The sequence below is a fragment of the Asaia sp. VD9 genome (genome assembly GCF_037150015.1).
Classification (GTDB): domain Bacteria; phylum Pseudomonadota; class Alphaproteobacteria; order Acetobacterales; family Acetobacteraceae; genus Asaia.
In genome coordinates, this window is record NZ_JBBCQM010000003.1 from 21,017 (window position 1) to 35,183 (window position 14,167).

13 protein-coding genes are annotated in these 14,167 nt (G+C 61.0%); 12 read left to right on the forward strand and 1 reads right to left on the reverse strand.

Annotated elements, in window-relative coordinates; genetic code table 11:
* The first annotated feature begins 23 nt into the window (after window positions 1-23).
* The 8 genes from WFJ47_RS04725 to WFJ47_RS04760 all read left to right on the forward strand — a co-directional run bounded on the left by WFJ47_RS04725 (window position 24) and on the right by WFJ47_RS04760 (window position 10,433).
* Window positions 24-4,763 (forward strand): phage tail length tape measure family protein, encoded by a 4,740-nt coding sequence (locus WFJ47_RS04725; protein WP_336761222.1) that lies wholly within the window; start codon window positions 24-26, stop codon window positions 4,761-4,763.
* Window positions 4,760-6,367, forward strand: a complete 1,608-nt coding sequence (locus tag WFJ47_RS04730) for a hypothetical protein (protein WP_336761223.1) — start codon at window positions 4,760-4,762, stop codon at window positions 6,365-6,367. Before WFJ47_RS04725 ends, WFJ47_RS04730 begins: the two co-directional genes overlap by 4 nt.
* Before the next feature lie 45 nt (window positions 6,368-6,412).
* The gene (locus WFJ47_RS04735; RefSeq protein WP_336761225.1) at window positions 6,413-7,183 is read left to right on the forward strand and encodes a hypothetical protein; all 771 of its coding nucleotides are present in this window, start codon (window positions 6,413-6,415) and stop codon (window positions 7,181-7,183) included.
* On the forward strand, window positions 7,183-7,908 hold the full coding sequence (locus WFJ47_RS04740; RefSeq protein WP_336761226.1) for a hypothetical protein: 726 nt from the start codon (window positions 7,183-7,185) through the stop codon (window positions 7,906-7,908). The genes WFJ47_RS04735 and WFJ47_RS04740 overlap by 1 nt, the downstream gene beginning before the upstream one ends.
* Window positions 7,909-7,932: 24 nt before the next feature.
* On the forward strand, window positions 7,933-8,298 hold the full coding sequence (locus tag WFJ47_RS04745; protein ID WP_127102920.1) for a hypothetical protein: 366 nt from the start codon (window positions 7,933-7,935) through the stop codon (window positions 8,296-8,298).
* On the forward strand, window positions 8,291-8,557 hold the full coding sequence (locus WFJ47_RS04750) for a hypothetical protein (RefSeq protein WP_127102089.1): 267 nt from the start codon (window positions 8,291-8,293) through the stop codon (window positions 8,555-8,557). The genes WFJ47_RS04745 and WFJ47_RS04750 overlap by 8 nt, the downstream gene beginning before the upstream one ends.
* 103 nt (window positions 8,558-8,660) lie before the next feature.
* Entirely contained in the window at window positions 8,661-9,833 is a 1,173-nt protein-coding gene (locus WFJ47_RS04755; protein WP_336761228.1) for a hypothetical protein, read from the forward strand.
* A gap of 249 nt (window positions 9,834-10,082) precedes the next feature.
* Entirely contained in the window at window positions 10,083-10,433 is a 351-nt protein-coding gene (locus WFJ47_RS04760; RefSeq protein WP_336761229.1) for a hypothetical protein, read from the forward strand.
* 205 nt (window positions 10,434-10,638) lie between these two features.
* Here WFJ47_RS04760 and WFJ47_RS04765 read toward each other — a convergent pair whose 3' ends face one another.
* Window positions 10,639-11,190, reverse strand: a complete 552-nt coding sequence (locus WFJ47_RS04765) for a TetR/AcrR family transcriptional regulator (protein ID WP_336761231.1) — start codon at window positions 11,188-11,190, stop codon at window positions 10,639-10,641.
* Between the two features lie 58 nt (window positions 11,191-11,248).
* Here WFJ47_RS04765 and WFJ47_RS04770 point away from each other — a divergent pair, with 58 nt between their 5' ends.
* From WFJ47_RS04770 to WFJ47_RS04785, 4 genes are all read left to right on the forward strand, one after another.
* Entirely contained in the window at window positions 11,249-11,746 is a 498-nt protein-coding gene (locus WFJ47_RS04770; RefSeq protein ID WP_336761233.1) for a phenylacetaldoxime dehydratase family protein, read from the forward strand.
* Between the two features lie 119 nt (window positions 11,747-11,865).
* Window positions 11,866-12,360, forward strand: a complete 495-nt coding sequence (locus WFJ47_RS04775) for a lysozyme (RefSeq protein WP_336761235.1) — start codon at window positions 11,866-11,868, stop codon at window positions 12,358-12,360.
* A gap of 612 nt (window positions 12,361-12,972) precedes the next feature.
* The gene (locus WFJ47_RS04780) at window positions 12,973-13,401 is read left to right on the forward strand and encodes a hypothetical protein (RefSeq protein ID WP_336761236.1); all 429 of its coding nucleotides are present in this window, start codon (window positions 12,973-12,975) and stop codon (window positions 13,399-13,401) included.
* Window positions 13,398-14,144: a phage antirepressor gene (locus WFJ47_RS04785; RefSeq protein WP_336761237.1), complete on the forward strand. Its 747-nt coding sequence runs from the start codon at window positions 13,398-13,400 to the stop codon at window positions 14,142-14,144. Before WFJ47_RS04780 ends, WFJ47_RS04785 begins: the two co-directional genes overlap by 4 nt.
* Window positions 14,145-14,167: the final 23 nt, after the last annotated feature.

Here is a 14,167-nt window from a genome sequence, read left to right on the forward strand (position 1 = left end):
TTCTTCTTCGTTTGGAGTCCGCCATGGCTACGACCATCTCTGAGCTTTACGTTACTTTTGCGAGCAATCTTGCAAAAGCGCAGGACGATGCGGCGTCTCTGATCAAGCTGGGCGATGCGGCAGAGGCGGCAGACAGCAAGGTTACAAGGCTCGGTCGTAACGGTGCATCGGTAGCCAGGCAGTTCGACGAGACGACGCGCGCAGAGGCCAAGCTGAGCAGCGAGATCCGCCAGCGCACGGCCAATATCGAGGCGCTGCAGAAATCCCTCGCGGCCGGTGAAATCACGCAGGAGCAATATGCCGGATCTCTGGCGGGGATCGCCAGATCGGCCGGAGCGCAGAAAGAGAAATTCGACGCCGCAACAGGAGCCAGCAGGCAGCATAATGCCGCTTTGGCCGAGGGCTCGACGGCCGCACGGCTGTCCAGTTATCAGATCGGTATCCTGGCCGGTGAGGCGCATAAATTCGCCGACCAGGTCATTGCCGGTGGTGGCGCCATGAAAGCTGCGTTCTACCAGGTGCCGAACATGGTCACGGTCATGGGCGGCTTTGGCAATGCCATGCGTATCGTGGGCGGGCTCCTGACCGGTCCGGTCGGGATTGCGGCCCTTGCCGTTGGGGCCGGTGCGGCCATCTACAAAATGGGCAGCATGGCTGAGTCCGAAGAGGCCCATCTGGCGGCGCTTGAGCAGACCCTGCGCGCCACGCGCGGCGATTACGCGGCCATGGCAGGCGCGGCCGAGGATGCCGCGCGGCGTATCTCCCTCAAGAGCGGCGTTTCGCTGACGGATAGCCGTTCCGTGACGTCGATTTTTGCCTCTGTCCCCTCTATCAGCGGCGGCAATCTGGATGCGCTCGCCACCACGGCGCGCAACCTGGCCACGGTCCTTGGCAAGGAAGTGCCGGAAGCCGCCAGGGACATGGCATCCGCATTTGCAGATCCCGCCAAGGCGGCGGAGGATTTCGCCCAGAAAGGTTTGCTGGGCGTCCATGAGGGGCTGGTGCAACAGGTGCGCGATCTGCAGAACAGCGGCGATCGCATGGGCGCCTGGTCCTTGCTCATGGGCCAGGTCGGCAAGGCCACGGCCCATGCCGCCGAACAGGGCGTCACGCCCTTTCACAAGGCGCTGACCGATCTTTCCTCGGCATGGCACGCCCCGATCGAGGGCGCCAAATCCTTCGCCTCCTGGATCGGCGACGGGATCGTCGCAGGCGCGACCAAAGGGATCAACGCGCTTACCCGGATGGGCGAGAACATCCGCAAGGCCAGTTCCGAGCCCGACCCGATGGAAGCCTATTACCCGGAACTGAGGCAGGCGCGCCTGCAGCGTGAGGGGGGCGCCGCTGCGGTATCGAAAAGCATCGACACCATCGGCGCGGGGCTCGGCGCGAGTAACGATGTGCTCGCGCTCGCCCATCGCATTCAGCCGATCGAAAGCGCAGCCGGGCAATACGATGCCCAGGGCCAGGTCGTGCAGTCTTCTGCCGGCGCGCTGGGGGCGATGCAGGTCATGCCCGGGAGTGCCAATGGCAATGATTTGCGCACCACATCGGGCAACGTCACGGCGGGCGTGCAGCTGCTCATGCGGCTTTACAGCAAGTATGACGGCAATCAGGCGCTCGTCGCCATGGCCTATAATTGGGGCGAGGGCAATGTCGATCAGTATCTGTCCGGCAAGGTTGCCAGCCCCCCGAAGAGCGTTGCGGAGTACGCGCAAAAGGCAACAGGGGGCGAGGTCTATGGCACCCAGGCGCTCGCCGCACGCCAGAACCGTGTCGATGATCAGCTGCGCGGCAGTGATGGCAGTATCGCTGCCCAGATCCGCGAGCGTGAGCAGGCAATCACCGCCCTGACCACGGCCCAGAAGGCCCTGAATGACCTGCATAGCGCGGGCAAGGTGTCGGATGCGGATTATGCCACCCAGACCGGCGTGCTGACGGACAAGATCAACGGGCAGCGCGGTGCCATCAACGAATTGCGCGATCCGTTGCAGGCACTTGCCCATCAGCAGGATCTCGCGGCCCAGAGCGCCAAGACATACTCGGCGGCCGAAGCCTCTATGGTCCAGGTACGCCAGCAGGTCGAGGAAGTCGCCCGACGCATGGGGCAGGAACACGCCACGGCCGCCCAGCTGGCCGAGGCCGAAGCCCGTCAACAGGCAATCCTGACAGGCCAGTTCAATCAGTCTGTGGCGGCGATCAACGAGCGCAGCCAGGCCGAGCAGGATCTGCTTGCGGGCTATGACGCGTCCAAGGGCTCACTCGCGCAGTATCAGCAGGCCATGCAGGCCGCCGAGAAAGTGCGCGCGACCTCGACCGAAGGCACGGCCGAGCAGGCGCGCCAATTGGAGATCATGACCAACAGCATGAAGGCCGCCACGGCCTCGCAGGTCGATATGGCCAATGCGGGCAAGCTCTACAGCCAGTCGCTGGATCTGGAGGTGATCAAGGCCCAGACGGCGGCGATCGGCCAGAACAGCGATGCCGTCTCGGTCCAGATTGCCGTCATGAAAGAACGCAACCGCATTCTGGAAGCGGGCGGCGACGTCACCTCGAAAACGAACCAGGCCTATCTCGACAATGTGGCGGCGATCCAGACCGCGACCAATGCCTATCAGCATCAGAAATCGGCGCTCGACGAGCTGACGGGAAGCATGGAGGGTATTTTTGGCACCATGACGAACAGCGTGACGCAGGCTTTCGTGCAGGGGGGCAAGGGCGCGGTGAGCTTCGGCTCGATCCTGTCCGGTCTGCAGACGCAGGTGGTGGGGCTGGTGGGCAAGCTCGGCCTGATGAACCCGGCCATGAATGCCCTGGATGGTGGAAGCCGCAACACGTTCTCGAGCCTCTCCGATGCCCTCGCGTCGGGCGGGTCGGTGGGGGGCGGTGCGGGCAAGGCGGGCAGCGTGTCCATTCCCGGCGCTGGCACCGCCGCAAGCAGCGTCGCCAGTTCGAGCAGCTGGCTTTCCAGCGCGCTCGGAACGAAACTCTTCGGCACGGCGACTGTGGGCAATATGCTCGGCGGGATCGGTGGCGGCATGGGCCTCGGCTCGGCGCTCGGCAATATCGGTGGGGGCACCTATGGTCTGCTCGGCTCGGGCGCCGGGGCGGCGCTCGGCGCCGGTCTGGGCTCGATCATCCCTGGCATCGGCACGCTTCTCGGCGGTCTGATCGGTGGCGGGGCCGGTGGTCTTCTGGGCGGGCTCTTCGGGCACAAAAAGAACCCCTACACCATCGATCAGGTTCTGCTCGAGGGCGATCAGTTCAGCATCGGCAAGACCTGGAACCAGAAGCAGACCGACACCATCACCGCCCAGCTCAAGGCCGATATCGCGAGCCTGAATACGATGATGAGCAGCATGGGGCTCAAGGCCGGGAATGCCTATCTCGGCACGGTGCGCGACGATCCGAATAACAAAGACCCGGATCAGCGTTCGGTGAGCCTCAAGGATCTGCTGGGTGGCGTGCAGCTGCGCAGCGACGACAATGCGACATTCAGCCAGGCACTCGCCCAGGGAATGCCCGCCAGTTTCGACAGCGTGGCCGCGTTCCAGACGGCCGTGACGCAGCTCAAGGGAATGGCCGATACGGTGGATGCGCTGGGCGTTGCCGTCTCGAAATTCAACAGCGACGGCACGGTGACCGTGTCGGGCTTTACCGAGGCCACGGGGGATCTGCGCACCGCGCTCGATACCATGCTCAACGGCAAGACGGTGTCGACCAGCGATCTGCAATCCCAGGTGGCCACCATTACCGAATTCGTCAGCAACACCATGCCCAATCTGATGAAAGCGACGGTCGACGGACAGCAAAGCTGGGTCGAGCAGATGGAGGCGCTCAAAAAGACCTATGCAGACGCGGCAAGTCAGGCCGGTTCCTACGGGCTCGACGGCAAGGCGCTCAACGACAAGTTCAGCGCGCTCTATCGGGAAGGGTACGAGCAGAACATGCGCAGCCTGAGCGAGAGCGGGCAATCGGTGAAAGCCCGGCTTCTGGCAGCCCAGGGCGATCAGCAGGGCGCCGATCTGCTCGATTTCGATCTCTCGGCGTCCCAGCAAAAGCGTCAGCTCGCCGAAAGCTGGAAGGGCTTTCTCGGCGAGGCCTATACGGGGAACCAGACCTATCTCGACCAGGCGACCGCGCTCGAAAAGACCCTCGCGGCCGAGCGTCTCGCCATCCAGAAAAGCTACGCCGACAAGGCCGCCGCCGCTGCCAAGGCAGAGGCCGACGCCAAGACGCAGGCGATCGAGGCCATGCGCCAGGAACATCTGCGCGCGGCGGACGAAGCACGGCAGCAGCGCGACCAGGTAGCCAACACGGTGGCGTCGGTCATCGGCAATCTGGTCGATTTTGCCAACGGGCTCAATCTGTCGAGCTACTCGCCTCTTTCGGCCGAGGCGCAATACCGGGCGGCCAATGACAATTTCCGATCGGTTGCGAGCAAGGCCCAGCAAGGCGATTACGAGGCGGTGCAATCCCTGCGCAGCACGGCAGAGGCGTTTCTCGCCCAGAGCCAGAACTATAACGGCTCGGGGCGGGAATACGCGGTGGACTTCAACGCCGTCCAGCAGCTGTTGCAGACGGTGGGAACGCTGAAGCCGAACGTCCTCACGGACTCAGCGTTCAAGACGACAGTGGATGGCAGCACGCAATCCCTCTCCGGCGCGCTCTACAAGCTGCTGGAGACGGCGAACAAGCAGCTTGACATCGCCAATCGGCAACTCGCCGAGCAGCGGCATCAGGCTCAAGGCAGGGCGGCATGAACGGGCCGCTCTTTCATACGGTCGAGATCGATGCGGAGCGCCCGCTCGCGGTGGCCTTCGACCGGGGCTACGGCACACGCGCCGCTGGAACCCTCACGCTTCTGCCGTTCCGGCGCAGTATCATCGACACGCTGCGCCTGTCCGATGGGGGCTATGTCGATGAACACGGAACGCCCTATCCGCCCTTGCTGACCGATGCTTTCTCGATCGATCGGCGGCTTGATCTCTCGCCAGCCTCGCCCTCGGTGCGCGAGAGCTGGGGGGCGATCACCCTCGCCAATCCCGATGGACGGTACGACGCCCTGATTCGCGATCGCGTCATCGACCGGATGCCCATTCGTATCAAGGCGGGCAGCAAGATGCATGACCAGGCGCGCCAGATCGATCTCGACCCGCCAGGCTCTGCCCTCACCCCCGTATTCAGCGGGCTGGGCAGTCCCTGGCAGCCTGATCGGCTTGGCGTGCAGATCGCGCTGCGCGAGGTGTCGGGCTGGCTCGATGAAATCATGATGCCAGTCGGCAGCTATGCCGGTTCGGGCCGGTTCGGCGGAGATAGCAACGTCAAGGGGCGCTCGATGCCCCGTCTGCGCGGTACCGCGCTCAATCTGACGCCGGTGCTGATCGATACGGTCAATCTCGTTTATCAGATCAGCGACGGGCCGGGTTCGGTCACGACGCTCTATGAAGGTGGTTTTGCCGGGGGCATCGCTTATGCCGGTCCCGTGGCCGATCTCTATGGAGCGCCCCCGGCGCCGGGCACCTGGCAGATGCAAAGCAGTTCGTCCGGTCTGTTCGTGCGTCTCGGCACGAAGCCGGTCTATGCGATCACGGTCGATGCGGTCGGCAATTTCCCCTCCGGGGCTGCACCGCGCACGCTCCTGCCGTTGCGGCGCCAGATGCTGATCGAGGATCTGACCATGCCGGGACACTGGCTGTCCGGCTCATGGGAGGATACGCGCGAGGCGGGCTGGTATTGGGATGGCAGCCAGGCCGTGACAGGGCGGCAGGTTGTCAACGCCTGGCTTTCGGGTCTGGGCATCCGGCTTGTGCCGAGCCATGAGGGCACACTCGCCCCCGTGGCCCTGCAGATGCCGGGCGCAGCGCCCGATCGCCGGTTCACCTCAGACCATGTGACGGCGCTCGCAGGGCTGACGCTCGATGCCGGGCTCGCCCCGCCGCCTTATCGGTGGCGGATCGGCTATGCGCATAACCACACCCTGCAACAGGGCGGCAGTGGCCTGCATCCGCGCATCACGGCCGAGCGTCAGAGCTTCGTACTGCAGGAAGACCGCGTGGCGAGCTGGTATCTGCCCGCCATCAAGCTGCGCTATCGCCAGTCCAGCGATCTGCCAGTCATCCCGACCGCGCTTGTGAACGAGCCGGATGCCCATGGCGTTGCGGATGCGCATGGCGCGCTCTGGGGAACCGAGCGCCATCTCTGGAGCGTCACGCTTCCCCGAAGCCTCGCGGGCGGGATCGATCTGGGGCAGGCCCCGCGCCTGGTGCTGCCCGCCCCCGGCCTGCGCCAGGGGGCGACCGGCCTCGTGGTGGGCGAGCAGATCCGCTCGGCCGAGGCAACCGTGACCCTGACCGTTCTGGTCTAGGGCCACCCCAAAACACCGACACTGCAAACGATTGGAGAATCGGCCATGGCCGAGGCCTGGACCTGCGCGTTCGGCGCGGAAAACGCGCTGATGGGCGCGCGCCTTCAGGGCAACGCACAGCTGCCCGAACTGCCCCTGGAGAACTTGCAAAACGACCAGGGCGCCCCCTCGGCGGCCTGGCGCGTCTCGGGCAAGCAAGCCTATCTCATCGCCTATCTGCCACGGCCCATCCTGTGCCGGGGCTTTTCGTATCATCGCACCAATCTCACGGCAGGCGCCCAATACTCGCTGGTTGCGCGCAACGGTTCCAATCCGGTGTTTCTGAGCGGGATGCAGGCGGCCAACACGGCATCGGGGCAGTTCCTGGTCGTGTTTCCGAGCGAGATGGCCATTACCCAGATCGATATCGCGCTCACCGATCAGGGCAATCCTGACGGCTTTTTGTCCCTCCCGCTCGCCTATCTCGGGCCGCTCTGGCAGCCCGCGCGCAATATGAGCTGGCAGGGCAGCGAAGGCCGCCAGAATACGATCGATGAGGCCACGAGCCTGTCGGGGGTCGAGTACCCCACACTGCGCTATCGCCAGCGCGTGCTGACCATCGATCACCAGTCGCTCGGCGCAGACGAACTGCCGATGATCCGCGCGATCGGCGCCACGGCCGCGACCGGCCGCAATATCCTGTTCGTGCCCGATCTTTCGGCACCCGACCGTAACAGCGCCATGGTTTTCGGTCGGCTGACGCCGGGCGACGTGACCTGTCCTGCAGGCGCTGCCGATCGGCGCGCCACGACCATGACCATCAGGGAGCGCCTGTGATGCCCAAACTCGCCTCTTTCGTGCTCGAGGCCTCGAATAATCCGGGAACCGGCCCCTTTGCCCTGAGCGGTGCGCCAGCCGGTCGGCGCGGGTGGAGCGGCGCGTTTGAGGATGGCGAGGTCTATTACTGCGCCGATGACGGTACGCAGGCCGAATGGGGGATCGGGCGGCTCACGCATGGCACGCCCGCCGTCATCACGCGCGACAAGGTGCTGGGCACGACGCAGGACCGGACGGACAGGCTTAATTTCACGGGGCTGGTCTATGTCTATTCCGACCTGCCCGCCGAGGCCGTACCCCCGCCCGTTACGCAGGGGATCAAGACTCTGCCTGAATCGGTCTGGACCAGTGCCCTGCAGACGCTGGGAAGCCTGGACGTGACGGCGAGCGGCACGACGCTCCGGGCCGAATTCGCGGCCAATCTGCAAGTCGTACCGGATGCCACAGCCTCCGGCTCGTGGCTGGCCGTGCGCACGGTCATCGGAATCTGGACGGTGGATGCGCAGGGCAACAGCCCGGCCCAGCCCATGGCCGCGACAGGGGCGAACACGCGGATCGATCGGTCTTACGCCCAGACCGTCACAGCGCGGTTCATGGCCACGAATCTGACACCCGGCACGAAGCTGCGGATCGGAGCGAGCGTGCAGGTGATCACGGGGAGCCAGGGCAGCACGCCTCTGACTCTCAAGATGACCGATGCGGCCTTCACCTGGATCTCGGTCTGACTGGCAGGAATGAGGACACCCATCATGAGAGTGCAGGAAACCTGCCTCGGCGCAGCGCTGGCCCTATGGGCCTGCCTGCTTTTGGCGTTGCCTCCGGCGGATCTGACATGGCCCGGCCTTGGGGCGTTGCTCGCCATTCTGCCCCGCGCCGATGATCCGGCGCTGGTCTATGCGTTGCTGGCCTGGCTGACGGGCGGGGCGCAGATCGTGGGGGCAGTGTGCAATTACCGCCCGCTGCGCAGGGCCGCCGCCATTGCGGCCTTTACGGCCTGGGCGTTTATCGCCTGCGGGCTGATCGCCCCGGCTGCCTTGGTGCCCGCGATCGCGGCCTATGGCGCGCTTGCGCTGCTCAATGTGCGGGCAGCGCTGGGGAGAATGGGCAATGCCTGAGAACCTCACCCCGCAGCCCTGGTGGGTCGCGGTGATCGGCGGGCTGCTCTTTACCATCCGCTGGCTGATCGGTTTCGGTGCATCGAGCGCGAAAGCCACCATCGCGTCGCAGCAGGAGGAGATCGACCGGCTGAATGCCCGCGTGGATAATCTAGAGGCAAGGGAGAAGGTCAATCTCGAGCTGATCGAGGAATTGCGAGAGCAGAATGGATTGCTGCGAGAGGCCCTTCGTCGAGCCGATTCGGTGGCGGCCCGATAGGCCGAAATTAGGGGAAATAGGCCTGTCTGGTCTTGACCGGCTATCGTCGGATAGCGGAAGTTACTTTCGATCTGCGGAAGCAGCATAGTTGCGAGGGTACCGTATGTGCGAGCAAGAGAAAAGGATCGGCGAGCGGGCTCGTGAGTCGGTTCCGGGATGGATAACAGCGAATACCCTTGGCAATCTGACAGAGGTTGCAGCCTATCGTTACGCGGCGAATACATGCAGGAATTCTACTCGCTCACTCGCATTCGACAGTAATGAGAAATTGTGGAGTGCGATTTTCGAAGAGTCTATCGCTACAGAAAATTGCAAGGTCGAATTGCAGGGATTCTGTCTAACAGAATGGTTACCACTGCGGCCGGGGCGGTTCCACACTGATCAGGCACGTTCTGCTCGGGATTGGGCGATACGAAATTCCTATATCCGCGAAGATGACGAAAATGCGCCCCGCGCGTTACGTCGCGCGGTTGGTGATGTCAGTAGTGGCAAAGGCATGCGCATCTTTGACCCAAACGGCAAGATGACCATGGTAGATGGTGGTATAGGGTGTGTACGCCTGAAATCCCTGCCAAACCGCGACACATATCGTTGGCCATTTGGAGCAAGTAGTTCGATGGTCGCGCATGAAGGAGTTTTGGTTGCGCTAAGTGATTTCGATCACGACAGACTGATCGGAGATGTACGCCATTTCGGGGGACTCCGCGGCACCTTACAGGGTACATTGCGAATCGTCCCTCGTCACGACGTCACCGAAACAATGTTTGGCCAAGGAATTCCACAAGTATACATTGATGTTGAGAAATTCGAGCCCGAGCCTTCGCGGGAAATAAATCCCATTGAAGTAACTGCGGCGGTGACATTCACATCACCAGGAACACGAAGTTCGAAGCTGAACGTCAGTTATGTTACATTCAATGTTGCGAAAAGTGGTGAGCTCAAACGAGCTGTTGACTGGCTCGAGCAAATCTATGTCCGCGACGCATATGGCGGTATCATTGTGACAGATTTCGATGAACAGACCGCCCGTTTCGATAGGGTAAGGTTCAGTCTCAGCAAGTTACTTAATGGTTTGGTTTCTCGCGCCGATATCCAGTCCGTAGAGAATCACCTTGGCATGCACGGCGAGTTAGCGGAGACACTCTCTCGGAGAAACATCGTTGTGTATGGCGATGTCTACGGTGATATTTACTCTGCGGAGCAGGCTGGTGCGATGGGACCTAATGCGTCAGTTTCCGATACTAGTATCACAATTAATCGGAAATTGGACCAGTGAGGTAATTAATGATGCCGCATCTTGAGCTGTCGGATACAGTAGCGTCGGCGAGCCCTAAGCGCAAAATATATCGTCATGATGGTACGAAAAGTAATTTAACAGTTCCCAAATGCATTGGGGGCGTAGCGAGTTCCAGAGAGGCCAACTGAGTGTTGAGGGCTATCTGGACCATAGAGTTTATTATAATTGGCATGTAATCAATCTACGACAAAACATGTCATTATATTTTTTCTAATCAGGAGACTTATGGTGAGCAATAACATCTTTAACACTGGCGTTGCTGGTGCCGTTGGGCCTAGCGCACAAGCATCTAACGTGACGATCAACCAAAATTATGGAACGATGTTTTCTGGAATAGATATGCTAACGCTCGCCCCACAACTAGATAAACTGAAGGAAAATCTAATAACTGAGGCGAAAAGTACGGAGCAATTACTTGCTGTTGCCGCAATTTCAGGTGCCTGTGATGCCGCCAAAAGCAACCAACCGTCAGTTGTTGGCGAGAAATTGAAGGGGCTAGGTAATTGGGTTTTGGATGCTGCAACAAAGATCGGCTGTACGGTCGCCGCCGAAGCTATTAAGAAAGCCAGTGGGTTTTAGGTTTATCAGTCTAATCTTCCTTTTGACGCACTTGTTTCGAACAGATCTGATGAGCAGTCCTATCCTAGGCTCCCGTTTTCAGTGAGATGAAATTAAAATAATGTTTTCGTGCGGATATATATGTCCGCTTTGAAGAAAATTAATCACCTACCTAAGCGACTGGTATGAGGCGGGAACGGTCGGTCGTTACGCTTCCCGTTCCTCCTCACCCGGAAGCGCCATCCCTACACAACCCTCTGATCACCAGCATAATGGCCGCACGTTCGCAGGATGATCCAGCAGGCGATAGTCCACCATCGAGAGCCAACGTGGCGAGGCCGTGAACAGCGGCCCAGCAGGCGAGTGTCGCGGCCTCCAGGTTATCGGGTGCGACCTGCTGGACCCGTCGGACCATAACGCCATATGCATTGTCTTCGACAGGTGGGGGCCCGCCATCATGTCCGGCGAACATCAGGCGGAAAAGCTGAGGCTGTTTCCGGGCGAAAGCGACATAGGCCTCGCCCTGTGCGAGCAGGGCCTTTTGGGCATCCGGCTGTTGATCTGCGGCCAGCAATACTACGCGAAGCGTCTCGAAGCCATGCAGGGCTACAGCGGCCAGAAGAGCCTCCTTGTCTCGAAAATGTCGGTAGGGCGCCATAGCTGACACGCCAGCTTTGCGAGCTACGGCGCGCAGCCCCACTGCCTCTCCTCGCTCGAGAGACGCCAAAGCTGCGGCGACAAGGCGTGTCCGCAGATCGCTGGAAACGGAATCATTCATGTTTACAATGTACACCAAACTCAATACGCTTACATTGTAAACGCCATGGAGCTGCATCATGCAAGCCGCAATCAACCGCCAATCCGTTGACCTTTCTGCGTATCCCGATCTCGTGATGATCATGCTCGGTTTTCGGATGCGAGGCTGGCGCAGCCTGCTTGCGATGCGACGGATCGGGCAGGGATTGGCGCAAATTGCTCGTGATCGCCCAGATGGTCTGCTCGCTGACGAGGGCCTGAGGTTCAGTTTGACGCATATCGGCTTTCGTCAATACTGGCGCGATATGGACGCGCTCGAGCGTTTTACGCGCAGCGAACCGCATGCCGACTGGTGGCGCCGTATACGAGAGATGACGGCGGGTGCGGGTTTTTGGCATGAAACCTATCACGCCCGTGGCGGTATCGAGGCCGTATACGTCGGGATGGATCAACCTGTTGGCTTGCAGCATTTCGCCCCTGAGAGAAGCCCAACGGGGCCTTTCGCTTCGGCTCGGTCAAGAATTCAAGGGGGCGCTGCAAACGCACCAGCGCAGCGCTCGCTTGAACCAGTGGAGTGAATGCGCTCTGGTATCCCTAATATCGACCTGAATCTGTTCGGCTGACCGCAACAGCCGACGATGATCTTGACCCAAGCCGCCCAACCCGGGCGGCTTTTTTCGTTTTGGAGACATGATTGATGACACCTTCATTGGAAATCGCTCTGGCGCTTCTGCGTCGGGACGATATCGAGGGGCTGCGTCTTGCGCCCTATCTCTGCCCGGCCGGGTATTGGACCATCGGAATCGGAAATCGCTTCCTCGGTGATGGCTCGCCCGTCACGGCTGTCACGAAACCCGTTACAGAAACCGAGGCGCTCGATCTTACAGGCAAAACGCTGGCCGGGCTGCGCAAGACATTGCTCGAAGCGGTGCATGTCCCGCTGGCTCCGTGGCAGGAGGGGGCGCTCCTGTCGTGGCAGTTCAATGTGGGCAGTGCCGCCATGCGTAGCTCTACGCTTGTCTCGCTTCTGAACAGGGGGCTCTACGCGGCGGCGGGACAACAGCTTTTACGCTGGGACAAAGCCACGGTGAATGGCCGCCTTATCGTGCTGCCTGGCCTTCAGCGCCGCCGCCGTATCGAGCTTTCTGTTTATCAGGGCCGCCCTGCTGCGGGTGTGCCGTTTACGGTCTGACTAACCGTCTCTCTTCTTTCCTACAATCGAATATGAGGACACACTGCCATGACATTGGACTGGCAAAGCCTTTACGCGTCCGTACTCCCGTTTATTCCGGCTGAGATCTCGGCCGATATGACATTGGTTGGGACTTTTCTCGTCTCGCTTTGCGCGGTAATCGCCCGATTCTGGCCACGCCCTGCTACAGGATCGAGATGGTTGATCGTCTATCGCCTGGTGAACTGCATCGGGATGAACGGAAGACACGCCGCGAATGCAGATGACAGCCGGAGAGGTTCTTAGGCGTCACTGTCTTCAGTTCGCGGGAGGGGACGCAGGATTTGTTCCAAGCCCCAATATGGTCAGCCGACGTATGGCTTCCGATCTTGACGGAAGATCAGGCTGCAGACGCCGCCATTCGTCCACCGAAGATATAAAACTCTTCGAGGCGACAAGCTGGATGCGCTGATCTTGCTTCTCATCATTCATATTCGAGCGATAGCGTAAAACTTCATATGCGCAAAGTGTGTAAGATATGTTGTGCAGATGAGTAAGATGTGTAAGTTGAGTGTTCGGACCTGAGGATTGCAGCCTCAGGCCCGAACTAACCTCCAGCAGGGATCACCCCCCATGCCACAGGCTGATGCCTCTCCTAGCACGTCTCGACGTGCTGTTCTCTCTCAACTTGCTGCTGTGCCACTTGTCGGCCCAATCGCCGCATTCATTCCAGCCGCGCAGGCACTAGGCGAGGCCGATGCCACGCTATTGGGGCATATCGCTCGCGCTATCGAAACGCATCGGGTCATGAATGACCGAACGCACAAATCTACTGATGAGGAATACCTCGCTCTCTTGGACGAGTTCGACAGTCAGCTGGATGACCTGGCCGAGATCCGGGCCGTCACGCCCACGGGGCTTGGGGCCAAAGCATGCCTCATCCAGCTGTATCTCCCCTCCTATTTCCACGCGTTTGAGGTGGACGAGCGCAGCCCGGAAATCCGTCTCCTCTTCAGTTTCATCCAAGACGCCACCTTCTTCGCACAAAGGAATGCCGTATGAATGAGATGCTTATCCCCCTCAGCTTCGAGGGCAGGGAAATCCGTGTGGTTACGATCGGTGGCGAGCCGTTCTTTGTCGGCAGGGATGTGGCCGAGCGGCTGGGCTATGCCAATGCGACAGATGCGCTGGCCAAGCATTGCCGTGGGGTCGCGAAACGCTACCCCATCGTCGACGCGCTCGGACGGACACAGGATGTCCGTGTTCTGTCAGAGCCCGATGTGTTGCGGCTGATCGTGCGTAGCAAGCGCCCCGAGGCCGAACGCTTCGAGCGCTGGGTGTTCGAGGAAGTCCTGCCCGCCATACGCAAGACCGGCGGCTACATGACGGCTGCACCGGAGGAAACGCCCGAGGCCCTTGCCGCCCGCGCTCTGGCCGTGTTGCAGGCCACGGTGACAAGGCAGAAAGCCGCCCTGGCGGAAACCCTGCCCAAAGCGGAGGTGTACGATCGGCTGGTGAATGCCGAGGGCAGTCTGTGCATCACCGCTGCCGCCAAGAACCTCCATATGCGCCCCAAGGCCCTGTTCGACTGGCTGGCGCATAATGGCTGGATCTACCGCCGCCCCGGCGCCGATCACTGGCTGGGCTATCAGGCCCACACGTCCAATGGCGATCTGGACCACAAGATCACCACCGTTACCCGTCCCGACGGCTCGGAAAAGGTGACAGAGCAGGTGCGTATTACTGCCAAGGGCCTCGCCAGACTCGAAAAGCTGATGCCTGAGCGGCTGCATAGCGTGGCGTGAAAGGGAAGGGGTTGCCTGTGATC

Coding starts and splice junctions, on each gene's coding strand:
- WFJ47_RS04725 (WP_336761222.1), top strand. CDS start 24: ATGGCTACGACCATCTCTGAGCTTTACGTTACTTTTGCGAGCAATCTT.
- WFJ47_RS04750 (WP_127102089.1), top strand. CDS start 8,291: ATGCCTGAGAACCTCACCCCGCAGCCCTGGTGGGTCGCGGTGATCGGC.
- WFJ47_RS04785 (WP_336761237.1), top strand. CDS start 13,398: ATGAATGAGATGCTTATCCCCCTCAGCTTCGAGGGCAGGGAAATCCGT.
- WFJ47_RS04730 (WP_336761223.1), top strand. CDS start 4,760: ATGAACGGGCCGCTCTTTCATACGGTCGAGATCGATGCGGAGCGCCCG.
- WFJ47_RS04765 (WP_336761231.1), bottom strand. CDS start 11,190: ATGAATGATTCCGTTTCCAGCGATCTGCGGACACGCCTTGTCGCCGCA.
- WFJ47_RS04740 (WP_336761226.1), top strand. CDS start 7,183: ATGCCCAAACTCGCCTCTTTCGTGCTCGAGGCCTCGAATAATCCGGGA.
- WFJ47_RS04775 (WP_336761235.1), top strand. CDS start 11,866: ATGACACCTTCATTGGAAATCGCTCTGGCGCTTCTGCGTCGGGACGAT.
- WFJ47_RS04745 (WP_127102920.1), top strand. CDS start 7,933: ATGAGAGTGCAGGAAACCTGCCTCGGCGCAGCGCTGGCCCTATGGGCC.
- WFJ47_RS04780 (WP_336761236.1), top strand. CDS start 12,973: ATGCCACAGGCTGATGCCTCTCCTAGCACGTCTCGACGTGCTGTTCTC.
- WFJ47_RS04735 (WP_336761225.1), top strand. CDS start 6,413: ATGGCCGAGGCCTGGACCTGCGCGTTCGGCGCGGAAAACGCGCTGATG.
- WFJ47_RS04770 (WP_336761233.1), top strand. CDS start 11,249: ATGCAAGCCGCAATCAACCGCCAATCCGTTGACCTTTCTGCGTATCCC.
- WFJ47_RS04755 (WP_336761228.1), top strand. CDS start 8,661: ATGTGCGAGCAAGAGAAAAGGATCGGCGAGCGGGCTCGTGAGTCGGTT.